This window comes from Enterococcus diestrammenae (assembly GCF_049384045.1).
Classification (GTDB): Bacteria; Bacillota; Bacilli; order Lactobacillales; family Enterococcaceae; genus Enterococcus_C; species Enterococcus_C diestrammenae.
The window spans coordinates 14,674-34,220 of record NZ_JBMRGR010000023.1 but is presented as its reverse complement, the minus strand read 5'-3'; the positions used below and the strand labels follow the sequence as shown (position 1 = coordinate 34,220).

The window sequence follows — 19,547 nt, the reverse complement described above, 5'->3', positions numbered from 1 at the left end:
GCAAAATAGCTCTAATCTCACTAAATTTTAGTGAGACTAGGGCTATTTGTCGATGCGTTGGATTATTTCCCGCTTACGAATGAAGAAGCGAGGGGTGCTGAGAAGGGCGCGACTTGTGATGAACTTTCGATATAAAGGAGTTAACGATGACGATGAAGACAATACCAACAACGCAGATTACGATTACCGATTCCTATGTTAGCCGGGCCCAAGAGAATTTGGTGAACTATTTGTTGAGTTTACAAGCGGATAAGTTTCTTTATGAAGTGTACAAAGTGGCAGGTCTTGAACCGTTGACAGACAGCGGTTATCAAGGCTGGGAGCGCAGTGACAAGATTAATTTCCGGGGGCATTTTTTCGGACATTTTATGTCGGCTTGTGCCTTGGCGTATCAGAGTGTGGCGGATGCTGGGACCAAAGCCGCTTTAGTAGAAAAGATGCAAGTGGCAGTGAATGGGCTAGCGTCGGCTCAAGCTGCTTATGCCCAAGCTCATCCTGAAAGCGCCGGGTATATATCTGCTTTCAGAGAGTCGGCATTAGACGAAGTAGAAGGTCTTCCGGTGGCGCCGACAGACAAGGAAAATTGCCTCGTGCCGTGGTACAACTTGCATAAAGTGTTAGTTGGATTGATGGATATCGCTGAATACCTGGCAGTGAAAGATCCGGAAACTAGTCAATTAGCGCTACAGACCGTGAGCCAATTTGGGGACTACATCTATCGGCGCATGATGAAGCTAACAGACAAAAATCAAATGTTGAAAATCGAATATGGCGGCATGAACGATGGCTTGTATCGCTTGTTTGAACTGACGGGCAAAAAAGAACATGCCATCGCGGCAACGTATTTTGATGAAACCAGTTTGTTTGAGCAACTAGCTGCCGGCCAAGATGTCTTGCCTGGCAAACATGCCAATACCACGATTCCAAAATTGATAGGGGCCTTGAAACGTTATCGTGTTTATCAAAACAAAGAGGCGCAGCAAACCTTGTCATCAGCAGAACTTGATCAGCTGCCAACTTATCTGAAAGCGGCGGAAAACTTCTGGGAAATCGTCATCAATGACCATACGTATTGTACTGGTGGCAATTCACAGAGCGAGCATTTCCACGAACCTCATGAGCTGTATCATGATGCGGCCGTCGCTAATGGCGATTGTACCTGTGAGACTTGTAATACCCACAATATGTTGAAGTTGTCCCGTAGTCTTTATGAAGTCACTGGTGATCCCAAATATCTGGATTACTATGAACGGACCTATATCAATGCCATCTTGGCTTCCCAAAATCCGGAAACGGGGATGATGATGTATTTCCAACCGATGGGGGCTGGCTACAATAAGGTTTACAATCGGCCTTATGATGAGTTTTGGTGTTGCACCGGAACTGGCGTGGAGAGCTTTGCAAAGCTAGCGGATACTTACTATTATCAAGAGGGGGATACCCTCTATCCGATTTTGTATTTCTCAAATGAAGTGACGTTGCCGCAGTACAATGCCAAACTGATCCAAAAAACGGACCGTAAAACGGGTGTTAGTCAGTTTCGTCTCGTTGCCCTCGATGAAGCGAAACCTGTCACACCGATTCGGCTAGCCTTGCGTTTGCCGGCTTGGGCCAAAGACTGGTCTTTGTTGCAAAATGGTGAATCGCTAGCTAGTACAGTGGAATCTGGCTTTATTCACCCTGTAACAGCTTTGGCAAGTGACAGTGAAATCCAGTTAAACCTCACCATGACTGTTAAAGTCACGCCGACTGCGGATAATCCCCGCTACATCGCCTTTGAGTACGGCCCTTATGTTTTAGCTGCCCATCTGGGAAAGGTGGCGGTCAACGAGGACAATCCCAACGGTATCTTGGTACGGGTCGGGACCAAAGAGGCATTGTTGCCAGATAGTCTAACAGTGAAGGATAATACTTGGTTGAGTCAAGCTGCGGAAAAATTACAACCGATCGCCTTACCGGAAAAACTGGTTGCCTTTCAATTGATGGATACGCAAGAAAAGCTGGTTTTCTCTCCTTATTATGAGATGCACGGGGAACGCTACGGCTTGTACTTTGAAGTGCAAGCAGCGGATTCTGAGGCGGCTCAACAAACCCTACGTCGTCAAAAAGAAGCGTTGCGGCAACAAGCCTTAGTGGCAGCCGAACTGCACAATTTTGACGATAACAACAGCGAATACGCGAAAAATCTCGTCTACGAAAAAAGCGAAGTGGAAGCTAGCTGGGGCCGTCGCTACCGGCAAGCCTTGGCGGGGGGCTGGTTTAGCTATACGTTTCCGATACCACAAGGCGCGCCAGTGAAGTATTTACAACTGACTTTGAAAACCGAAGAAGCCGGCAGCCAATTGCAAGTGGTCTTTAATGATGACCTCGCCACCCAACAACTGGTGACAGTGGCAGCTGATGCCGCAACTGACTTTTATCAGATTAACTTGGAGGTGCCAGCAAACCTTCAAGAAGCCGCTACCATCAAAGTAACCTTCCGTGGAGTCGCAGAAAAAGCCAGCGCCCGCTTGTACGGCATTGCCTTTTTGCGAGGCCTGACTTACGGGACGGAAAATGACTTAACGGACATCCATCCGCAAAACGGCCAGTTAGAAAACTGGGAAGAGGAGCTTATCCAAATCAAAAGCCAAACCGAGGATGAGTCGGTACTAGTGTCTTTCACTTTAGCTGATCCGACAGGTTTGTTAGTGATTGATGACATTTTGGTAGATGATAGTAAACCACGACTTCTTACCCAAGGCCAACATCAAGTGGTGGTCTTTGCCGGTGATCACACAGCACAAAAAGTATATCAACTAGAAATTAACTAATCATCTAAATCATAAAAAAGAACACTATCCGAGGGAGCGCTAAAGCTTCCTTAGATAGTGTTTCTTTTGTTCTTCGTTATTTCACCACTTTAAACAAACGTCCGCCGTGGCTGTTGACCGTCATTGCCTCCGCTTTGGCTAGCTCTTGATTTGCCCAAAGATCTGTATAACTTTCTCCATCAAGCAATTCTTTTAGCACTGCGGGTAGTTCAGCAGCTGCTTCTGACACGTTGAAGACACCATAGTATTTGTCGTCAGCGGAAGCGGCTTCCCAGATAATAAACTGCTCATCCCGATACAGTTGGCGACGAGAAGTCAAGCTGTGGTACATCTCCATGACAGCCTTGTTGGTAAAGAGGCTTAAGGTGAAGTCGTCGATATCTGGCAACGTACCGCCATACATCAATGGGGATTGGAAAATCGTCCACAAACTCATCAATAAATACTGTTCATCTTTAGTAAAGCGGGTCCAGTTGTCGCCACCACCGCCATCATAGGCGCGGATGCCGATATGACCCAATGGCAACATGTCACAGTCTGGCCAGTTCCCTGGTCGGACAAAAGGGGCCCACTCCGCGCAACGGTCAAACATCACATACAGGGCATCCCAATGATCCCAAAAATCATCCGTCATGCGCCACATGTTGGCATTGTCTTGTAAAAACCAGCCTTCATGGACTTTTGCCGGGCCCGGGGAGAGGGACAAGACGATTTCTCGCCCGGTTTTATCGATGGCTTTGCGAATAGCCGCGATTTCTTTCAAATGACCGCCACCATAAAGATAGCTATTGGCAATATCGTCGACTTTGATGAAATCCACGCCCCAAGAAGCATACAACTCCATCAAAGAATCGTAGTATAGTTGGCCTTCTGGTTTTTCCACATTGACGCCGTACATATCAGAGTTCCACGGGCAAATATTGTTTTCGGCAATATCCCGGGCTCGCAAATCCGTCCCTTTGATTGGGGTGTTTTGATGCACGGCTTGCCGTGGAATCCCACGCATGATATGGATGCCGAATTTTAAACCTTTGTCGTGAATATAATCTCCCAAGGCTTTGAAACCGACTCCGTTAGCTGCAGAAGGGAAGCGATTTTCAGCTGGAATCAAGCGGGAATATTCATCCATACATAGGGGATAAAAGGCGTGATACCAAGTGGAATCGGCTTCTGGCTCGCTCCATTGGATGTCGACTACGACGTATTCCCAACCGTATTCTTTTAAATTTTCCGCCATAAAATCGGCATGGGCTCGGACTTCATCTTCACGTACGGAAGCACCGTAACAATCCCAAGAGTTCCAACCCATCGGCGGGGTTTTTGCAAAATCTAAATGACTCATACTGATTCTCCTTTTTGACTGATTTCTAGGAAACAGGCTACTTTGTTTCCGTCTTCATAAAGATACTGCAATTGACAATGGCGGGTGGAAAAAAAGCTAGCGCAATCATCAAAAATGGAAAGAATCCTCGCATCATTTATTGTTCCAGTGGCGTTATACTGGTAGGGTTGCGAAAATCTCTTTAGCGGCGAATGGGACGTTGCTCGTATTTTGAAGTAAATTTGTCAGCTTCAGTTCGTAGGGAGATGGTTTATCAATCGGTAATGGCACTACTAAAAAGCAACAACACTACACACTAGGATTCTTCTGGTTAAACTGTTAAAAATATTTTTCCTCTTTTTACTATGAAAACCCTTTGACAGACGAAGCAATCCGTTGTACACTACAGACGTACGGACAACTAATCGAGGTAGGTGAGAAAATGAAACCTAAATACGAACAACTTGCGGACCACTTGCGGGCTGAGATTCTTGCCGGAACTTATCGCGAAAATGAATTAATCCCTTCCGAAAATACCTTGCAAGAACGTTTCCAATTGAGTCGTCATACGGTTCGACAAGCGATTGGGATCTTGGTAAATGAAGGCTTTTTGCGCAAAGAAAGAGGTTCAGGGACCTATGTTTCTCGTCCGGACAAGCAACCAACGCAGCATAAAACTATCGGGGTAATCATGACCTACCTGTCCAACTATATTTTCCCGGCGATTATTCGCGGGTTGGAGCAAGAACTTTCCAGTCAAGGTTATTCCTTACTACTAGGTACTACGAACAATGACCATGACCAAGAGCGGGAGTGCCTCAAACGCATGATGGATCAAGGGGTGGATGGCTTGATTATCGAACCTACGAAATCCAATCAATACAATCCGAACTTGGCGTATTATGTAGCAATTAAAGAACAAGGGATTCCATTTTTGATGCTAAATGCCTATTATGAAGAACTTGATGTTCAAGCTATCTGCGTCAACGATACGAAATCTGGCTATCTTGCGACGAATCATTTGATCGAAAAAGGGCACGAAAATATTTTGCTTTTGACTAAGATTGATGACCTACAAGGGAAATATCGGATGAAAGGCTTCATCAAAGCGATTCAAGAAGCCAAACTATCCGTCAAAGCTGATGAAATGGTGACCTATACGACGGAGACCAAAAATCAGACCCTCACGGATTTGGTAAGCCGCTTGACTCAGCCGGCGCGAGAAGTGACCGGTATTGTGGCTTACAATGATGAAATTGCTTATGAGCTGATTGATCAATTGATCCAAGCGGGGCTTTCCGTACCAACGGATCTCTCGATTGTTGGGAATGACGATTCGGCTTTGGCTATCGGCGGTCGGGTGCCATTGACCACCTTGACCCATCCCAAAGAAGAAATGGGACGGTTGGCAGCGCAATACATCATTGCAGCGATCAACGGCGGCGATACCCCTAGTTATTACTTCCAACCTAGCTTGATTACGCGAGACTCGGTTTTGGAGATAACTAAAAAATAAGACAGTTAGAGGATTGCCTTGAGGGACAATTCCTCAGCAACTAAATAAAGGATATTGGAGGGAATACCTAGCATGGATGCAAAAACAGCAATTCAACAAGGGAAGACAGCGTTAGGAATCGAGTTTGGTTCGACACGAATCAAAGCGGTGTTGATTGACGACCAATTTCAAACGATTGCTTCCGGGAGCTTCGAATGGGAAAATCAACTGCTAGACGGCATTTGGACTTACTCATTGGAAAACATCTGGAGCGGGTTGCAAACGGCGTACCAAGAGTTAGCGACAGAAGTTAAGGACAAATACCACGAAAGCTTGACAACGATTGGTGGGATTGGCTTTTCAGCAATGATGCACGGCTATCTAGCCTTTGACAAAAACGATGACCTACTCGTGCCTTTCCGTACGTGGCGCAATGCCATCACCGGTGAAGCCGAAGAAAAACTGACGGATTTGTTCCAATACAATATTCCCCAACGCTGGAGTATTGCCCACTTGTATCAAGCGATTTTAAACCATGAAGACCATGTCAAAGAGGTGACCTTCTTTACCACTTTAGCAGGTTATGTGCATTGGCAATTGACCGGCGAAAAAGTGCTAGGAATTGGCGATGCTTCTGGGATGTTCCCGATCGATGTAGCGACGAAAGATTATGATGCCCGGATGGTGAACCAATTCAACGCCTTGGTTTCTCCAGAAAACTTGCCTTGGCAATTGGAAGAATTGTTACCTAAAGTGTTGGTGGCTGGTGCGGATGCTGGTCGATTGACTGAAGCTGGAGCAAAATTATTGGATCCAACAGGGACGTTACAAGCTGGCATTCCACTGTGTCCTCCTGAAGGGGATGCGGGGACTGGTATGGTAGCGACAAATGCAGTCAAAGAACGGACTGGTAATGTTTCGGCCGGGACCTCGGCTTTTGCCATGATCGTATTGGAAAAACCATTGACCGCCGTCCATCCGGAAATCGATATGGTCACGACACCTGCTGGTTCCTTAGTCGGGATGGTTCACACCAATAACTGTACGTCGGAAATCAATGCTTGGATGAAACTCTTCCGGGAATTTGCGGATTTGACCGGCATGACCATCGACACCAACGAGATGTTTGCTAAACTCTTCAATGCAGCTTTAGAAGGCGACGACGAGTGCGGTGGCCTCTTGTCTTACGGTTATTACTCCGGGGAAAACATCACCAAAATGCCTGAAGGTCGGCCATTGTTTGTCCGCTCGCCAGAAAGTAATTTCACTTTAGCGAACTTTATGCGGCTGCATCTCTTCACTGCATTTGGTGCCATGAAGATTGGTATGGATATTTTACAAAAAGAAGAAAAAGTGGAAATCGACTCAATCGTGGGTCATGGCGGGATTTTTAAAACGCCAGTTGTCGGCCAACAAGTTTTGGCAGCGGTCATGGATGCGCCTGTGACGGTGATGGAGACTGCTGGTGAAGGTGGCGCTTGGGGAATTGCCCTCTTAGCAGCTTACCTAGTCAATCAAGCTCCTGGCGAAAGTTTAGATGCTTACTTGGCAGACCACGTCTTTGCCAATGACCATGGCACCACCATTGCACCAGTTGCCGAAGACGTGGCAGGATTTGACGAATACGTGAAACGCTACGCCAATGGGTTGCCAATTGAAAAAGCAGCCATCGACCATTTGATTTAATCATAGAAGGGAAGCGTCATCGATGTTAGAAGCATTAAAAGAAAAAGTTTTTAAAGCCAACCTCGACCTACCGAAACACGGTCTTGTGAAATACACGTGGGGCAATGTTTCCGCAGTGGATCGAGAAGCGGGTTTGTTTGTCATCAAACCTAGTGGCGTGGATTACGAAACCATGAAAGCCTCCGATATGGTGGTTTGTGACTTAGACGGTAACGTGGTGGAAGGAGAATTGAATCCTTCTTCTGATACACCAACCCATGCGGTCTTGTACAAATCTTTCCCTGAAATTGGTGGGATTGTCCATACCCATTCGACTTATGCGACTGCTTGGGCTCAAGCCGGTATCGATGTGCCAGCGATGGGGACGACCCATGCGGATACTTTTTACGGCTCCGTACCCTGTGCGCGTTTCTTGACCCAAGAAGAGATTGACAAAGGCTATGAAGAATATACCGGCCATGTCATCGTGGAAACCTTCAAAGAACGCGGCTTGCAACCTTTGGAAGTCCCAGGAGTCTTGCTTCACGGCCACGCACCGTTTACCTGGGGCAAAGATGCCGATGCGGCTGTCATGAATGCAGTGGTCTTGGATGAAGTTTGCCACACGAACTACATGGCTCGTCAATTAAACAGCTATGCTCCAGAATTGCCTCAACGCATTTTGGATAAGCACTATCTCCGCAAACATGGAGCTAATGCTTACTATGGTCAAAGTGGCCAAACCCACTGATCAACAAAAAGGGACCTTCCCTTTTGAGTAACAGGCTTAACGGTAGCAAAGGTTTTGTAAAAGACCTGTGCTCACCATCAAATAAAAAAATCAAAGGAGCAAAACCATCATGGAATTAGGCAAAAAAGAATTTTGGCTCGTTGTAGGTTCTCAACACTTGTACGGACCAGAAGCATTGGAAGAAGTAAAAAAAGACGCGCAACAAATCGTTGACGGCTTGAACGAAAGTGGCAAATTGCCTTACCCAATCGTGTTACAAGACTTGGCTGTGACTGCGGATGCTATCACGAAAATCATGAAAGAAGCCAACTACCGGGATGAAGTCGCCGGTGTCATCACTTGGATGCATACCTTCTCACCTGCAAAAATGTGGATCCGCGGTACCAAAATGTTGCAAAAACCCTTGTTACACTTGGCAACCCAATTTAATGAAAGCATTCCTTGGGCAACCATCGATATGGACTTCATGAACTTGAACCAAAGTGCTCACGGTGACCGGGAATACGGCTTCATCAATGCACGTTTGAAGAAAAATAATAAAATCGTTGTGGGCTACTGGAAAAATGCAGATGTCCAAGAAGACATCGCTGCTTGGATGGACGTAGCTGTCGCTTACAACGAAAGCTTCAATATCAAAGTCGCTCGTTTTGGTGACAACATGCGAAATGTTGGCGTCACTGAAGGGGACAAAGTCGAAGCCCAAATCCAATTTGGTTGGACAGTGGATTACTTCGGTATCGGCGATTTAGTACAATACGTGGATGCAGTCACTGACGAAGAAGTCGATGCGCTGTTTGCTGAATACAAAGACTTGTATGATTTCGATTATGGTGATTACGACCATGATACTTGGGAAGCTCACGTAAAAGTCCAAGCTAAACAAGAAATCGGTTTGCGTCGTTTCTTAGAAGCAGGGGGCTACAATGCCTTCACAACTAACTTTGAAGACTTGTACGGCATGCAACAATTGCCAGGTTTGGCTGTCCAACGTTTGATGGCTGACGGTATTGGCTTTGCTGGTGAAGGTGACTGGAAAACAGCAGCTATCGATCGTTTGATGAAAGTCATGGCTCGTGGCGAAAACACTGGCTTTATGGAAGACTACACGTATGAAATGGCAGCTGGTAAAGAAGCTATCTTGCAATCTCACATGATGGAAGTTGACCCAACTTTGGCTGTTAACAAACCAAAAATCGTCGTATCGCCATTGTCTATGGGAGATCGGGAAGACCCAGCTCGTTTGGTCTTTGACGGTAAAGGTGGCGCAGGGGTTGTCGTTTCGATGGCAGACTTTGGTACTCACTACAAACTATTGATCAATGAAGTCGATGCTTTTGAACCAACCGAAGCAGCCCCTAAATTGCCAGTAGCTCGAGTAATGTGGACACCACGCCCTGACTTCAAACAAGGGATCCATGCTTGGATTGAGGCTGGCGGTGGTCACCATACTGTGGTATCCTTGAACCTAACAGCGGACCAAATCCAAACTTGGGCGAAAATGGTGGACCTAGAAGTAGTAACAATTAAATAATCAATGATTCTAATAGAAAATCGGCGGGTGCGGCTAGCATCTAGCAGCGCCGCCGAGATTCTTTTAAAAGAATAAAGGTAAAAAATACTTATTGAACAAAATCTGGCTGATTCAGCTGGAGGTTGTGGCTTTGGGAGGCAACTGCTACGACGACACTTACACTTCGGTCACGAGGGCGATCTCGTTGATTTAGGTGATTTTTTGAAGGATAGTTTGTGAGTAAGCGAACGATGATTTTTTCAGAAAAAGTAGAAGTGCTTTCCAAGGTCATTTCTTTTATGGGTATTTAAGTATTTTTTACTACAAACAAAAAAGGGAGCGAATCAACCAATGACAGTGAACTATGATTCCAAAGAGTATTTAGCAAAAGTCGATGCCTGGTGGCGGGCAGCCAACTACATTTCCGTTGCACAAATGTATTTGAAAGACAATCCTTTGTTGACTAGAGAAATTTCAGAAGGGGATTTGAAAATCCATCCCATCGGCCACTGGGGCACGATTGCTGGTCAAAACTTCATCTATGCTCATTTGAACCGTGTCATCAATAAATTTGACTTGAACATGTTCTACCTAGAAGGACCTGGTCACGGTGGTCAAGTGATGGTTTCAAACTCTTATGTTGACGGTAGTTATTCGGAAATCTACCCAGAAGCAAGCCAAGACGAAGCTGGGTTGAAACACTTGTGTAAGATTTTCTCATTTCCTGGCGGGATTGCTTCCCATGCGGCACCTGAAACACCAGGTTCCATTCATGAAGGTGGCGAACTAGGTTACACTTTGTCTCACGCAACTGGTGCCATCTTGGATAATCCAGATGTGATCGCAGCTGCGGTTATCGGGGATGGGGAAGCGGAAACCGGCCCATTAGCTGGTTCTTGGTTCTCAAACTCATTCATCAACCCAGTCAATGATGGTGCTGTCTTGCCTATCTTGTACTTGAATGGTGGGAAAATCTCTAACCCAACAATTTTGGAACGTAAATCTGACGAAGACTTGCAAAAATACTTCGAAGGGATGGGCTGGTCCCCGTTGTTTGTCGGTGGTACTGATCCTGAAAAAGTTCACCCAGAAATGGCGAAAACGATGGATACTGCTATCACAATGATCAAAGATATCCAAGCCAAAGCCCGTGCTGGCAAAGCCGAAGATGCAACGATCGCTAACTGGCCAGTCATCGTTTGCCGTACACCAAAAGGTTGGACGGGTCCTAAATCTTGGGACGGCGAACCAATCGAAGGGGGCTTCCGTGCTCACCAAGTGCCAATCCCAGTCGATGCCCATCATATGGAACACGTGGATGCTTTGGTAGATTGGATGAAATCTTATCGTCCTGAAGAATTGTTTGATGAAAACGGAACTTTGAAAGACTCCGTGCGGGAAATCTCTCCTAAAGGGGAAAAACGGATGTCCATGAACCCAATCACCAATGGCGGGATCGATCCAAAACCAATGAAGATTACCGATTGGAAACAACACGCCATCGATACCACTACCCCAGGGGCTATCGAAGCTCAAGACATGAGCGAATTTGCGAAGTTTGCCAAAGACTTGATCGTCGAAAACCCAGATAACTTCCGGATTTTTGGTCCTGATGAAACCAAATCAAACCGGATGGCAGACATCTTTAAAGTAACCAACCGTCAATGGATGGAAGCGCAAAAACCTGAATACGATGAATGGATTGCCCCAGTTGGCCGCGTCATCGATTCTCAATTATCCGAACACCAATGTGAAGGGTTCTTGGAAGGTTACGTCTTGACTGGCCGTCATGGTTTCTTCGCCTCATACGAAGCCTTCTTGCGGGTAGTTGATTCCATGATGACGCAGCACTTCAAATGGTTGCGGAAAGCAGCTGATCATAAATGGCGGAAACAATATCCTTCATTGAACTTGATCGCGACGTCAACTGTTTTCCAACAAGACCACAATGGGTATACCCACCAAGACCCAGGTTTGCTGACTCACCTATCTGAGAAAAAACCAGAATTTATTCGGGAATACTTGCCAGCTGATGCCAACTCCTTGATGGCGGTTATGGCAGAAGCCTTGAGCTCTGAAGAACGGATCAACTTAATCGTTTCTTCTAAACACCCACGTCCACAATTTTACTCTGCGGAAGAAGCAGAAATCTTGGTCAATGAAGGGTTGAAAGTCATCGACTGGGCTTCCACTGATAACGGTGAAGAACCTGACTTGGTAGTTGCTGCAGCAGGGACGGAACCAAACTTGGAAGCATTAGCCGCTGTATCATTGTTGAACAAAGCATTCCCAGATATGAAAATCCGTTTCATCAATGTGGTGGACTTGTTGAAATTGCGTCACCCATCTGAAGACCCTCGTGGCTTGACTGACGAAGAATTCGATGCTTACTTCACAGCTGACAAACCAATCGTCTTTGCTTTCCACGGGTATGAAGGCTTGATTCGTGACATCTTCTTCAAACGTCACAACCACAACTTGATGATTCACGGCTACCGTGAAAACGGCGATATCACCACACCATTTGACATGCGGGTCTTCTCTGAAATGGACCGTTTCCACTTGGCACAAGATGCTGCCTTGGCAGTCAAAGGTGAGGCTGCCGCTGACTTCGCTCAAAAAATGACGGATACCGTTAACTATCACCATGACTACATCCGTGCTAACGGTGTGGACATTGACGAAGTTGTCAACTGGAAATGGGAAGCGTTGAAAAAATAAGCTTTAGACTATCCTACTCTAAATAGTTTGTTGAAGGCGGTTTGGTTGGAAGGCCCCAGCCAGCCTCTGAACGTAAGAGAAGGCGCCGATTGTTACGATCGGCGCCTTCTTTTGCTAGTGGGAAAATGGACGCTAGCGGATATTTTCCGAGTTAAAGATCGCTAGCCTCAATAGAGCGGGTGGCCTTACAAGAAAGACCAGTGGCTAGCCTTATTTAATAAGGTAACATTGCGACTTATTGTTTTTGCAACTGCCAAAAACAGAGGGATAATGATTTTAAACAATTCGTTTTGAGAGGATGAACAAAATGAAAACTGAGCTAGAGAAGATGATTGCCGGCGAGATGTACCATCAGACACCGGAGCTATTAGAAGTCCGTTTTAAAACGCGAGATCTCCTATACGAATACAATCGGTGCCATCCACGAGATATGGCGACCCGCAGTCGTTTGCTTAAAGAAATGTTCCATAGTGTTGGGGAAAAGTATTTTATTGAACTGCCTTTTCATGTGGATTACGGTTTTAATGTCACGATTGGGGAAAACTTTTTTGCCAATAACAATCTGACACTGTTGGATGTTTGTCCGATTACCATTGGCGATGATGTTTTATTGGCGCCAAATGTGGGGATTTACACCGCGGGACATGCCTTGGACCCCCAGCTACGAAAAGTGACTGGTGGCGAATTTGGTCAACCAGTGGTGATTGGAAACAATGTTTGGGTTGGCGCCAATGTATCGATTTTGCCCGGGGTAACGATTGGGGATGATACGGTGATTGGCGCCGGTTCGGTGGTGACAAAAGATATCCCGGCTGGTGTCTTGGCAGCCGGCAACCCTTGTCGGGTGATTCGGGCCTTCGATCAACGGGACCGCGAGACTTATTACCGAGATTTAGCGATTCCGCAAGCCTATCTGGACCAGCTGGCAGACTAAAACCAGTCTGTGTATAATGGAGAAGACAAGCAAACTGGTGGAGAAGGTGACGATTGCATGGAACAACGCTTGCTAGGACAACCGACAGAAATTCACTTTCATTGGTGTGGCTATCTTCATTCCAAGAAGGCATGGCAGCATGATCCCCGTACCAATCTAGACTATGAGTTGATGATTGGTGTGGCGGGGCGGGTGCATTTTGAGATTGCTGGTAAACCGCTGACCTTGGCTGCGGGGGAGTTGTTAGTGATTCCACCGGGGACGCACTTTTACGGTCGCGATGCCGAGGAAAATGTCGGCTTTTATTGGCTCCATTTTGAGATGAAAGGCATGGAAGTAGCTACGGCTGGTGAAAATCCTGCGTTTAACCAGCCTCAGCTTTGGCAGCTGCCCTTGTATGAGCAAAACTTGATTTTGGATAATGAGTTGTTATTGCTACAACAGTTGCAGACCATCAAAGAAATGGAATTGCCGACACACCAGTTGCTGGATTCCTATACAGCGACGTTATTATTGAGTATTAAAGAAAAGTATTTGTTAAGCTTTCAAGAAAATGACTCCGAGAAGCATTTTTTGATTGATTATTTGAAGGAATACTTGCAGAGAAACTATCGCCGCAAAATCACGGTGGCGGAACTAGCCAGCTACTTTGGCTACAATAAAGCCTACTTATCAAACCTTTTCTCCCGAGAAGTCGGGCAGACAGTGACACAGTATCTGCATATGCTGCGGCTGGAACAAGGACGGCAGTTGCTGTTGACTACCAATGACAGCATCCGGGAAGTAGCGGAAAAAGTTGGAATTGAAGATGAAAAATACTTTAGTCGCCTCTTTCAAAAACAGTTTTTGCTCGCACCCCGGAGTTATCGGAAAAAGTATGGCTTGATTAATGAGATGTAAAACAAGACTTCCCACCTATTGAAGGATTAGTGGTAGGTCTTGTTTTTGAGCTGTGGCAAAAGGCTGGAACAGGGCTATCGGATGGCTTTTGGGAGGCTTCATGGGGGAAACATGCTAAAATGAGGAAGAAGTTTTTCCTTTGAGGAGGAGTAAGATGACCAGTAGGACTATCACAACACCTTGGGGCCAACAGTTGTTAGAAAACCCTGAAGTGATTGCTTTAAATGACTATCCCCGGCCCCAATTGCGACGGGATAATTGGCGTAATCTCAATGGTTGGTGGGAGTATGCCATTACCAAATCTGATCAGCAACCCGCAAGTTTTGAGGGGAAAATCCGCGTCCCCTTTTCGCCAGAAACAACTCTTTCTGGCGTGGGAAAAATGGTGGGCCCGGCAGATTTTTTGTGGTATCGTCGTCATTTTTCGGTCAATACCAAAGAAACGGCCCCAGCCAATCGGCGTACCTTACTGCATTTTGGCGCTGTCGATCAGATCTGTGAAGTTTTCTTAAATGGTCAATCCATCGGTACTCATGTTGGTGGTTATTGGCCCTTTGAATTTGATATTACCCATCAGTTACAAGCTGACAATGAGTTGATTGTAAAAGTACAGGATTTTTCAGACAATCCCCGCTATGCTTATGGTAAACAAAAGCAAAAACACGGACAAATCTGGTACACTCCCCAAAGTGGGATTTGGCAGACGGTATGGTTGGAACAGGTGCCCCAGACATATGTCACTCAGTTGCAATGGTGTCCGCAATTTGATGAAGGGCAGATTTTATTGACCCTTGGGACAAACCAACCTTTTGCAAAAGGAACACTACTTATCACTAGCCAAGAGCAAGTGGTGTGTCAAAGGGAATTTTCTGATACTACGGTGGCAATCTTATTGCCGCAAGTTCACCCTTGGACACCAGCTGACCCTCATTTGTACCAAGTGACCCTCACGGTGGATGAGGATCGCTTCACCAGTTATTTTGGCATGCGGAAGTTTTCTATTGGCAAGCGCAATGGGGTAACGGTGCCGTTATTGAACAATCAGCCGGTATTTTTCAATGGCTTATTGGATCAAGGTTATTGGAGCGATGGCGGCTATACGCCCCCTAGTGATGAGGCGCTGGTCTATGATATTCAGCAAATGAAGGATTTAGGATTTAATCTGCTGCGTAAACACATCAAAATCGAGCCGTTGCGGTGGTATTATCATTGCGATCGTTTGGGGATGCTGGTGTGGCAAGATTTTGTCAGTGGTGGGGGACCGGATTATCACCCGCTGGTCATTCAAGTGCTTCCTTTTATCGGTGTGACTTTGAAGGATCATCATTATCGCTGGTTTGGTCGTCAGTTGGCAGCCAGTCGCCAGCAGTTTAGACAAGAGATGCATGATACGGTGAAACTGTTGCAAAATGGCACCAGTCTAGCTGTCTGGGTTCCTTTTAATGAAGGGTGGGGCCAGTTTGACAGTCTTCCTGTGACAGCTGAACTACGACAGCTGGATCCAACACGTCTCATCGATACTGCCAGTGGCTACCATGACCAAGGAGCTGGAGATTTTCATAGTGCCCATGTCTATTTCAAGAAATTTCGCATGAAGCCGGATCGGAAACAGCGCATCCAAGTGTTGAGTGAGTTTGGTGGCTATAGTCTCCCCGTGGTGGGTCATATGGCTTCTGACAAGCGTTTTGGGTATAAAAAGTTTCCAGACCAGGAGCGTTTTCTGACGGCTTATCTGAAACTTTTCACTGAAGAAGTATTGCCGGCTGTTTCTCAAGGGTTGGCAGGAACGGTGTATACTCAGGTGTCAGATGTAGAAGATGAGCTCAACGGCTTAATGACCTTTGATCGGCGCGTGCTAAAAGTCGACGAAAATCGCCTTCGCAAAATGAACCACACCATCGCGGAGACCTTTCAACAACTGCATAAAGACAACTAGCAATAAACAGCCAGCTGGCCATCTGATGGTCTCCTGGCTGTTTGTTTTTAGTGAGACTTGCCGGAAAAATGTTCTCGTGCTATACTGAGTTTGTAATTATTGTGATATCAAAATGATATCAACTCAAGCGTAGAGGAGGAAATGAAATGAATGAAAAAATAATTAATCAGCCAGCGACGGAAGAAACCTTGCTAAAAGCTAAAAATGGGATGCCCATGCTTTTATTGAATCTGGCGCTCATCGCCGTCTCGATTGCCATTTTTATCTGGGGTATCATCCATATTGATCAGCAACAGACCCTGGCTGGGATTCTGATGGGGGTAGCAATTTTTTACTGGTGCCTACCGGTGTGGTTACTCTTTGCTGGGCTGCGAGTGGTGCATCCTAATGAAGCACTAGTGATGACCTTGTTTGGGAAATACGTAGGCACGTTGAAAGGGGCGGGTTTTTATTTTGTCAATCCTTTCATGACCGCAGCACCAGTGCCAAAAGCGAGTCACTCTGAGCTTGCTGCAGGGGGAGAACTTGAAACCGAGTCTGTGACAAGTGGGAAGAAAAACAACCCGGCACTAGTTAAAAAACGCCTCTCATTGAAAACGATGGCTTTGAGTAACAACAAGCAAAAGGTCAATGACAAATTGGGCAATCCCATCATCATCAGTATTGTAGTTATTTGGCGAGTTGCCGATACGGCGAAAGCGATTTTTGATGTGGACAATTTTGTCGATTACCTATCCATTCAATCTGATTCGGCGTTGCGTAATATCGTGCGCCTCTACCCGTATGATGCCACTGATGATGAAGATGCCAACGAAAAGAGTTTACGAGGCTCTAGCATGGAAGTCAGTCAAAAGCTAGCAGAAGAAATTCAAAGCAAAGTGGATGTGGCAGGAATCGAGATTATCGAAGCTAAAATCACTCATTTGGCTTATGCACCAGAAATCGCTGCGGCCATGTTGCAACGACAACAAGCTTCAGCTATCGTGGACGCCCGCCAACTAATCGTGGAAGGGGCTGTGGGGATGGTGGAAATGGCGATCGAAAAATTAAACGAGCAAAGCGTTGTGGAATTGGATGAAGAACGCAAAGCTGCCATGGTCAGTAATTTGATGGTCGTCCTTTGTGGCAATCGGGACGCTCAACCGGTAGTCAATAGCGGCTCATTGTATTAAACTAGTAAGAAAGCATGGGGAAAAGGAGTGGCGGCAGTTGGATAACAAAAAAGCAAAAGCAAAAAAACAAGTGCCACTCCGACTTTCGGCAGAATTGTACGAGGATTTGGCAGCTTGGGCGGAAGATGAGTTTCGCAGTGTCAATGGTCAGATTGAGTATTTGCTGACGGAAGCAGTGAAACGACGCAAAAAAAGCGCCAAAAAATCGTCGGAGTAGCCCTTGGACAAAAGTGTGTTTGGGCAATGAATAGGCAGGTAAAACGCCGGTGTCAGGCTGATAGCTCATCAGACACCGGCGTTTTTTTGGTTCCTAAGTCTAATTATGTTTGGTTTTACGAACTCGCCTATTTCCGAGTCAAATCTAAACTGAACACTGATAGCTGATAATAGACATCTTGGTAAGGTTCGCCTTACTACTTGTGAGTTGATGAAGGAAGGTTCATCTTTTTTATAGATAAAGACTTATAAAAAAAGCTCCAAAAAGTCTGATGGATAAGAAATTAAGTGGCGTATCAAGCCGTCATTATGACGCCCGAAAAAGGTGGAATTTAGCTCCGTAAGCATTGATATGACGGTAGCTAGACCGGCAAATGCCAAATACAAAGCAATTTGTCATTTGCCTTTGAGCTTCAAACTTAGAGTAAGTGTCACAAGTGCCACCAACTCTAAGTAATTCATCTCAATCTTGAAAGCTACTGTCATCTCAATCCTACTGCGCAAAATTTCACCTTTTTCACGGTACATATGCTACCCAATAAGAAAATAATTTGCTGAATTTACGAAGCAAAGGGAATAAATCGATTATCGATAAAACAGGGCGGACTTGCTGGAGGAGAATGACTCGGGGTGTGGTGTTAAGGATGTTCGAGGGCTAAAAGACCATTGCGCATACAGTTGCATCTAAGCAGAGAGCGCTAAGATGAACTAGCAAATTACTTGTTGTGTCCGATGTTTTTTGTTGGACTTACAACAAGTTTGACTTCGGCAAGGCAAATGACAACTGTTCTTTGGTTGGCATTTACTGGTCCCATTACCACCAGAGGGATTCTCCGGAAGTAAGTCCGCCGGCTTTTGTATGTTATGAAAAAGGTAGAACTTAGCGACCTAGGAATTGAGATAGCTGTGGCTGGATTGGGAAAGGCCAAACGTAAAAACGTGTTGTTATTGCTAGTTTGTTCGGCCTTTCTTACTTGGAGTTAGTTTTTTCTTTAAGAGCAAACGGGATTTTTGCCGGATAATCTTCAAGACGTTATACTAATAGTATTTTGAAACGCAAGTTAAGGAGAGAGTGACAATGACTAATTTCTGGCAAGAGTTACCAAAGCCTTTTTTTATATTGGCCCCGATGGAAGATGTGACGGATGTGGTTTTTCGCCATGTGGTGCAACAGGCGGGAGCCCCGGATGTCTTTTTCACTGAGTTTACCAATTCCGATAGTTTTTGCCATCCAGATGGGCTTGATAGCGTGCGAGGACGACTGGTGTTCACAGAAGATGAACAGCCGATGGTGGCGCATATTTGGGGGGATAATCCGGATCATTTTCGCCAGATGAGCCTTGGTTTGGCGGAGCTGGGTTTTCGTGGGATTGACTTGAATATGGGGTGTCCGGTGCCCAATGTGGCGGAACGAGGCAAGGGGAGTGGCTTGATTCAACGACCGGAGCGAGCCGCTGAATTGATTCAGGCAGCCAAAGCAGGCGGGCTACCGGTAAGTGTCAAAACCCGGATTGGCTTTACGGATATCAGTGAACTAGAGCCGTGGATTAGCCACCTTTTACGGCAAGATCTCGCCAATCTATCGGTTCATTTGCGGACACGAGAAGAAATGAGTAAGGCGGCGGCTCACTGGGAGTTAATTCCTGAAATTGTCCGGTTGCGGGATACTCTGGCGCCACAAACGTTACTTACCATCAATGGGGATATCCCCGATCGCCAAGCCGGGCTAGCATTGGCAGCAAAATACGGGGTGGATGGGATCATGATCGGGCGGGGCATTTTCAAAAATCCTTATGCCTTTGAAAAAAATTCGCAGCCCCATTCACAAGCAGAAATGCTGGATTTATTACGTTTACAATTGGACTTGCAGGACCAATACCAAGACCAATTGCCCCGTTCCATCGTCGGTTTGCATCGCTTTTTCAAAATTTACGTGAAGGGTTTTCCCGGAGCTAACGATTTACGTATCCGTTTGATGGAAACCAAATCCACAGATGAGGTACGCCAAGTGCTGGCGGAGTTCCAAGGATAAGCGATCCTAATTGCCAAAGTTTAGGAGCTGTTAATAACTTTCAAGTCCGATTTTTGTCTCAAGTTTCGATCCGTGGTATGC

13 protein-coding genes are annotated in these 19,547 nt (G+C 45.9%); 12 read left to right on the top strand and 1 reads right to left on the bottom strand.

The genetic code is table 11. The features are described 5' to 3' along the window. Positions 1 to 146: 146 nt before the first annotated feature. Positions 147 to 2,813, top strand: a complete 2,667-nt coding sequence (locus tag ACO03U_RS12390) for a glycoside hydrolase family 127 protein (RefSeq protein ID WP_423104879.1) — start codon at positions 147 to 149, stop codon at positions 2,811 to 2,813. A 76-nt stretch (positions 2,814 to 2,889) separates the two neighbouring features. On the opposite strand, the gene ACO03U_RS12385 is transcribed toward ACO03U_RS12390, so the two are convergent. Further along, a complete protein-coding gene (locus tag ACO03U_RS12385; protein ID WP_204686704.1) occupies positions 2,890 to 4,155 on the bottom strand; it encodes a glycoside hydrolase family 27 protein in 1,266 nt (421 codons plus the stop codon). 421 nt (positions 4,156 to 4,576) lie between these two features. On the opposite strand from ACO03U_RS12385, the gene ACO03U_RS12380 reads away from it, so the two are divergent. From ACO03U_RS12380 to ACO03U_RS12330, 11 genes are all read left to right on the top strand, one after another. Further along, positions 4,577 to 5,650 carry a GntR family transcriptional regulator gene (locus ACO03U_RS12380; protein WP_204686705.1) on the top strand — a complete coding sequence of 358 codons (1,074 nt, stop codon included), beginning with the start codon at positions 4,577 to 4,579 and terminating at the stop codon, positions 5,648 to 5,650. Between the two features lie 72 nt (positions 5,651 to 5,722). Further along, positions 5,723 to 7,315, top strand: a complete 1,593-nt coding sequence (locus ACO03U_RS12375; protein ID WP_423104876.1) for a xylulokinase — start codon at positions 5,723 to 5,725, stop codon at positions 7,313 to 7,315. A gap of 22 nt (positions 7,316 to 7,337) precedes the next feature. Continuing rightward, entirely contained in the window at positions 7,338 to 8,045 is a 708-nt protein-coding gene (locus ACO03U_RS12370) for an L-ribulose-5-phosphate 4-epimerase (protein WP_204686706.1), read from the top strand. A 109-nt stretch (positions 8,046 to 8,154) separates the two neighbouring features. After that, entirely contained in the window at positions 8,155 to 9,576 is a 1,422-nt protein-coding gene (araA, locus tag ACO03U_RS12365; protein WP_416336785.1) for an L-arabinose isomerase, read from the top strand. A 330-nt stretch (positions 9,577 to 9,906) separates the two neighbouring features. Then, positions 9,907 to 12,276 carry a phosphoketolase family protein gene (locus tag ACO03U_RS12360; protein WP_204686707.1) on the top strand — a complete coding sequence of 790 codons (2,370 nt, stop codon included), beginning with the start codon at positions 9,907 to 9,909 and terminating at the stop codon, positions 12,274 to 12,276. Positions 12,277 to 12,583: 307 nt separating this feature from the next. Next, on the top strand, positions 12,584 to 13,210 hold the full coding sequence (locus tag ACO03U_RS12355) for a sugar O-acetyltransferase (protein ID WP_204686708.1): 627 nt from the start codon (positions 12,584 to 12,586) through the stop codon (positions 13,208 to 13,210). A 57-nt stretch (positions 13,211 to 13,267) separates the two neighbouring features. Beyond that, positions 13,268 to 14,110, top strand: a complete 843-nt coding sequence (locus ACO03U_RS12350; RefSeq protein WP_204686709.1) for a helix-turn-helix transcriptional regulator — start codon at positions 13,268 to 13,270, stop codon at positions 14,108 to 14,110. Between the two features lie 154 nt (positions 14,111 to 14,264). Beyond that, complete coding sequence (locus ACO03U_RS12345; RefSeq protein WP_204686710.1) at positions 14,265 to 16,046, top strand: glycoside hydrolase family 2 protein; 1,782 nt, start codon at positions 14,265 to 14,267, stop codon at positions 16,044 to 16,046. Positions 16,047 to 16,192: 146 nt separating this feature from the next. Beyond that, positions 16,193 to 17,218, top strand: coding sequence for an SPFH domain-containing protein (locus ACO03U_RS12340; protein WP_204686711.1), 1,026 nt, complete (start codon positions 16,193 to 16,195; stop codon positions 17,216 to 17,218). Between the two features lie 37 nt (positions 17,219 to 17,255). Then, a complete protein-coding gene (locus tag ACO03U_RS12335) occupies positions 17,256 to 17,435 on the top strand; it encodes a type II toxin-antitoxin system antitoxin (protein ID WP_161870666.1) in 180 nt (59 codons plus the stop codon). 1,077 nt (positions 17,436 to 18,512) lie between these two features. Next, complete coding sequence (locus tag ACO03U_RS12330; RefSeq protein WP_204686712.1) at positions 18,513 to 19,466, top strand: tRNA dihydrouridine synthase; 954 nt, start codon at positions 18,513 to 18,515, stop codon at positions 19,464 to 19,466. Positions 19,467 to 19,547 lie beyond the last annotated feature (81 nt).

Bases quoted from the DNA above. Each gene is read 5' to 3' on its own strand.
- ACO03U_RS12390 (WP_423104879.1), top strand. From the start codon at position 147: ATGACGATGAAGACAATACCAACAACGCAGATTACGATTACCGATTCC.
- ACO03U_RS12385 (WP_204686704.1), bottom strand. From the start codon at position 4,155: ATGAGTCATTTAGATTTTGCAAAAACCCCGCCGATGGGTTGGAACTCT.
- ACO03U_RS12380 (WP_204686705.1), top strand. From the start codon at position 4,577: ATGAAACCTAAATACGAACAACTTGCGGACCACTTGCGGGCTGAGATT.
- ACO03U_RS12375 (WP_423104876.1), top strand. From the start codon at position 5,723: ATGGATGCAAAAACAGCAATTCAACAAGGGAAGACAGCGTTAGGAATC.
- ACO03U_RS12370 (WP_204686706.1), top strand. From the start codon at position 7,338: ATGTTAGAAGCATTAAAAGAAAAAGTTTTTAAAGCCAACCTCGACCTA.
- araA (WP_416336785.1), top strand. From the start codon at position 8,155: ATGGAATTAGGCAAAAAAGAATTTTGGCTCGTTGTAGGTTCTCAACAC.
- ACO03U_RS12360 (WP_204686707.1), top strand. From the start codon at position 9,907: ATGACAGTGAACTATGATTCCAAAGAGTATTTAGCAAAAGTCGATGCC.
- ACO03U_RS12355 (WP_204686708.1), top strand. From the start codon at position 12,584: ATGAAAACTGAGCTAGAGAAGATGATTGCCGGCGAGATGTACCATCAG.
- ACO03U_RS12350 (WP_204686709.1), top strand. From the start codon at position 13,268: ATGGAACAACGCTTGCTAGGACAACCGACAGAAATTCACTTTCATTGG.
- ACO03U_RS12345 (WP_204686710.1), top strand. From the start codon at position 14,265: ATGACCAGTAGGACTATCACAACACCTTGGGGCCAACAGTTGTTAGAA.
- ACO03U_RS12340 (WP_204686711.1), top strand. From the start codon at position 16,193: ATGAATGAAAAAATAATTAATCAGCCAGCGACGGAAGAAACCTTGCTA.
- ACO03U_RS12330 (WP_204686712.1), top strand. From the start codon at position 18,513: ATGACTAATTTCTGGCAAGAGTTACCAAAGCCTTTTTTTATATTGGCC.